Source organism: Sulfurihydrogenibium sp., from assembly GCF_028276765.1.
GTDB lineage: Bacteria > Aquificota > Aquificia > Aquificales > Hydrogenothermaceae > Sulfurihydrogenibium.
In genome coordinates this window covers 1-4,140 of the sequence record NZ_JAPYVU010000079.1, presented here as the reverse complement: position 1 = coordinate 4,140, position 4,140 = coordinate 1, and the positions used below count along the sequence as shown (strand labels likewise).

Below are 4,140 nucleotides of genomic sequence, written 5' to 3'. Positions count from 1 at the left end.
GAACGGTCTTAAAAGACCAATGACAGAAACTTGATCTGTCCTTCCTTTTTTCTCCCATGTCTGTAATTATTATAAAACTTATTCTCTTAAAGTTTAAAAATTTTTGGTATACTTAATATACGATGACGGATAAGGGTAAACTTGTAAAAATTTTGGAAAACTCTCCATTTTGAATTGACATTTTTAAATTCAAACATTATTATTAGAAAGAAAAATAAAAACAGGAGATAAAAATGAAAGACATAGAAAGAGAAAAAATAATTAATTATTTCAACTACAATATAGCCTTAGAGCATAGCGCAATCATTCAGTATTTATTTCATGCCTACACAATTGGAGAAGCTGAAACAGAAAACGAAATTGAAGAAATAGCAAGAGAAGAGATGAGGCATCTAAGAATGTTTGCCCATAAAGTTGTTGAACTTGGCGGAGACCCTGCAATTTCTGAAAGAGCATCTGTATTCTTACATGCTCCAACCTTAGAAGAATTAATGCAGCTTAACATTGATGCAGAACTAATGGCTATTAAAGAATATTCAAACCAGTTAAATGATATAAATGATGAATCGTGTAAAAGAATTCTTTCAAGAGTCATAAATGATGAGACAGCCCATAGCCAGATATTTATGAAAATGAAAGAGAATTTAAAACAATTAATCAAAACATCTTCTTCACAAGCCGAGCAAGAAAGAATGGAAATAGCACAGTTATTAAATACTGTACTACAAAAACAATACAAAAAGATTTTAGAAGAGCTTTACCAATCATTCATAACAAGATTTAAGAATCCCCATTTAAGCAACGAATTAGAACAAAAAGCAATAGATAAAATGAAACACTTTGGCTGGATAGCTGAAGAGCTAACAGAGAATGGAATAGAAATTGACGTATCTTTACCAAAAGTTGAAAAGATTAATCAAATCAATCAAATAGTAGAGTACAATGCACAAGAAGAAGATATATCTTCACAAGAGTTTAAAGAACTTTCAGAAAAAACCGAAGAAGAAAGTTTAAAATGGATTTTAGAAAGGATCTCAAAAAGAGAAATACATTACAAAGATTTAAAAGAATTCTTAGAAAGAAGCGACCTTACAGAAAAAGAACATTCTAAGATAATATCAGCTTTTACTGTTGGCAGTTTATTTAAAAAAGGAGCTAAATAGCAGCTCCTTTTAGCACATTTTCACATTCACAATTAAATCTTTCTGGAAGGTTTTCTATAAAATTTAACACGACAGTTTTTATCTGCTCATTTTTTTCTTTCATCATTTCCACAACTTCGTCAGATGTTAATCTATTTTGTGATATACCTGCTGCAAGGTTCGTCACAACGCTGATAGAAGCAAAATGCATTTTTAACTCTCTTGCAAGAACAATCTCCGGCACAAGGGTCATCCCAACTATATCAGCACCAATTAATTTTAAAAATTTTATTTCAGCTGATGTTTCAAGTCTTGGTCCTTCCGTGGCTGCATAAACACCTTTTTGATGAAAAGGAAAGTTATTTTTATCGCACACTTTTATTAAAACATCTCTCATTTCCGGGCAAAAAGGGTCTGTTACATCTATATGAACAACTCTTTTACTGTTTAAAAATTCAAAAACTTCGTCCTTTATTTCAGTATCGTCATTTTTTGAGTAAATACCTTCATAAAAAGTTTGAACTCTTGACTTAGTAAAGTCAATAAATTGGTCAGATATTACAAAATCCCCGGGGTTTAAATTAGGATTAATTCCACCAACCGCAGAGATGGATAAAATTTTATCCACTCCCAGCTTTCTAAACCCCCATATATTAGCTCTAAAATTTATCAATTGGGGTGGATATTTATGACCTTTTCCATGTCTTGGCAAAAAAACTATTTTTCTACCCTTGTATTGAGTAATGATATATTTATCTGATGGTTCTCCAAAAGGCGTTTTTATTGCTATCTCATCTAAGATTTCAATTCCATCAATTTGGTAAAGTCCGCTACCACCTATTACCCCTAACATAAAAACTCCTTATTTAGACTCGTAAAATAGATATCTGCCACAGTTAGGACAAGTAAATAATTTTTCTGACTTTAAAAGTTCTGTAAATATTTTTGGCGGGATTACCATATAACAGCCGGTACATACTTGGTCTTCAACTATCGCTATGACTTTATTTTTTACTCTTTTCTTGATATTCTCGTACTGGTTTAAAGCTTGTGGTTTTATGGTTTTGATTAATTCTTGTCTTTGGTTGATGAGTTTATTAAGCTCTTCTTCTAATTGAGTTTTTTTGGAATTTAGAGCTTTAATTTCATTTTCTAATTCTTTGATTTTTTCTTCTTTAATCCTTTCAAACTCATTAATCTCTTTTGCTAAATTTTCTATCTCTGCCATTAATTGAAGAATTTCATCTTCTAAATGGATGATATTTTCTTCAGCTTGAGCTTTTTCTCTCAGCAGGGCTTTATACTCTTCATTACTTTTTACTTTGTTTAAAGCTATTTCAAGCTTTGCTATTCTGTCTTGAAATGTTTGAATGTCTAATTCTTTTTCTTTTTTTTGAAACTCTAACTCTTTTTTTCTATGGATAAGTTGGTCATGCTTAATTTTCAAAGATTCAATTTCTTTTTGAAGTTTTTCTATTTCTGCCGGAATTTTTTCTAATTCTGAATTTATGTTTTCTATCTGGTTATCAAGTTCTTGGAGGTTTAATAATTTTGATGCTGTAACGCTATCCATTCTTTCTCCGATGTAATTTTAGATTTATGGGCCCGGAGGGACTCGAACCCCCGGCCGGACGGTTATGAGCCGTCTGCTCTAACCAACTGAGCTACGGGCCCCTTTGATTTCGGAATAAATAATATAATACATTTTCTAGGGATTGTCAATTAGATGTATAGGTTATACCGGTTTGGGAAAATTCCGATTTTCTTGAATTCATAATATCACAAAAGTATTGTAAAGGTGATTTTTTGTTCAAACTATGATGAGGTCTTTCTGTGTTATACCATAGCATATATTGCAACATCTTTTTATTAAACTCGTAAATATCTTCTACATAATCTTCATAGTACATCACAAACTCTTCTTGTAATGTCCTTCATTCTCTCTACATATGCTTGTCCTTTTGGATATCTTGGATAGTTAAAATAATGTTTTATATCTTTTTTCTTTAATGCTTTGGTAAACTCACCTAAGAATTCACTTCCGTTATCTGTCTGTATACCTTTTATCTCAAATGGCATTACGTTTATTAATTTCTCTAAAAAGTCTTTTGCATTTTTACTATTTAGCCTGTCATATGCAAAAGTAAAGGACATTCTTGTTTTTACATCTTTGGCTACAAAGATATAAACTTTTCTACCATTTACATATTCATGCTTAGTATCTATTTGTACCAATTCTCCTGGTTTTGTTGGTTTTTTGTCTTTATATCTATCTTTCTTTGTTTTCTTTTTATCTTCTTTCACCATTAGCTTTCCAGTTCTTCCATTGATTGTGATTCTTTGCCTGGCATAATCATGATTTAACTTCCTTTCATCTTTAAGCATCTTTATTATATTTCCTATGGAACTTGCAGATATTGTAGGAATATTGTGCTGCTTACAAAGCTCATCAAGTAAAACCTTTATTTTTTCTTTTCCAAGCTTAGGGTGTTTTTTCCTGATTTCTAAAACTAACTGTTTATGTTTTTCTGTTATTTTTTGTAATTTTTCTAATTTCATTCCTTTTTTTGATACATAACGATTTTTTAAAGATAAAGGATTGTTATTACTGCTTTTATAATTTTTAATCCATCTGTATATGGTAGATTTTGATACACCAAAAGCTTCCACTGCAAGTTTTACTGAGTGTTTTAAAGCAAATTCTACAACTTGTAATCTAAAGATTATTTCTGGATGTTTTTGCATAACATCATCTAATTCTTTTACCTGTTTTAAAAGCTTTCTTTCAAGTGTATTAATTCTCTGAATGTAGGTAGATGTTCCTATTTTCTTTCTCATCTTTATCCTCCAATTTTCATAATTTTAAATTCTTATTGCTTTGTCCAATAATAGAAAATCATAGAATAGTCTATTTTTTTCTGCATACGTTTTATTGCTTTTCTTTAATTAATTATACACTACGCTAATAATTATTCATTGTTAAAAACCTATTAATAAG

General features: G+C 30.3%; 5 protein-coding genes and 1 tRNA gene. 1 reads left to right on the top strand and 5 read right to left on the bottom strand.

Features of this window, described 5'->3' with window-relative positions:
* Positions 1-233: 233 nt before the first annotated feature.
* Positions 234-1,163, top strand: a complete 930-nt coding sequence (locus Q0929_RS08850) for a ferritin-like domain-containing protein (protein WP_299240076.1) — start codon at positions 234-236, stop codon at positions 1,161-1,163.
* On the opposite strand, the gene mtnP is transcribed toward Q0929_RS08850, so the two are convergent.
* From mtnP to Q0929_RS08825, 5 genes are all read right to left on the bottom strand, one after another.
* Positions 1,156-1,995, bottom strand: coding sequence for an S-methyl-5'-thioadenosine phosphorylase (gene mtnP, locus Q0929_RS08845; RefSeq protein WP_299240074.1), 840 nt, complete (start codon positions 1,993-1,995; stop codon positions 1,156-1,158). The two genes, Q0929_RS08850 and mtnP, sit on opposite strands and share 8 nt — an antisense overlap.
* Before the next feature lie 9 nt (positions 1,996-2,004).
* Positions 2,005-2,715: a C4-type zinc ribbon domain-containing protein gene (locus Q0929_RS08840; protein ID WP_299240072.1), complete on the bottom strand. Its 711-nt coding sequence runs from the start codon at positions 2,713-2,715 to the stop codon at positions 2,005-2,007.
* Between the two features lie 27 nt (positions 2,716-2,742).
* Positions 2,743-2,816 (bottom strand) — tRNA-Ile (locus tag Q0929_RS08835).
* Positions 2,817-2,860: 44 nt separating this feature from the next.
* Positions 2,861-3,052 (bottom strand): integrase core domain-containing protein, encoded by a 192-nt coding sequence (locus tag Q0929_RS08830; protein WP_299240070.1) that lies wholly within the window; start codon positions 3,050-3,052, stop codon positions 2,861-2,863.
* Positions 3,042-3,980 (bottom strand): DDE-type integrase/transposase/recombinase, encoded by a 939-nt coding sequence (locus Q0929_RS08825; RefSeq protein WP_299240067.1) that lies wholly within the window; start codon positions 3,978-3,980, stop codon positions 3,042-3,044. The genes Q0929_RS08830 and Q0929_RS08825 overlap by 11 nt, the downstream gene beginning before the upstream one ends.
* Between the last annotated feature and the right edge of the window lie 160 nt (positions 3,981-4,140).

Excerpts from the sequence above, each read along its gene's own strand:
- Q0929_RS08825 (WP_299240067.1), bottom strand. The coding sequence starts at position 3,980 with ATGAGAAAGAAAATAGGAACATCTACCTACATTCAGAGAATTAATACA.
- Q0929_RS08830 (WP_299240070.1), bottom strand. The coding sequence starts at position 3,052 with ATGTACTATGAAGATTATGTAGAAGATATTTACGAGTTTAATAAAAAG.
- Q0929_RS08850 (WP_299240076.1), top strand. The coding sequence starts at position 234 with ATGAAAGACATAGAAAGAGAAAAAATAATTAATTATTTCAACTACAAT.
- Q0929_RS08840 (WP_299240072.1), bottom strand. The coding sequence starts at position 2,715 with ATGGATAGCGTTACAGCATCAAAATTATTAAACCTCCAAGAACTTGAT.
- mtnP (WP_299240074.1), bottom strand. The coding sequence starts at position 1,995 with ATGTTAGGGGTAATAGGTGGTAGCGGACTTTACCAAATTGATGGAATT.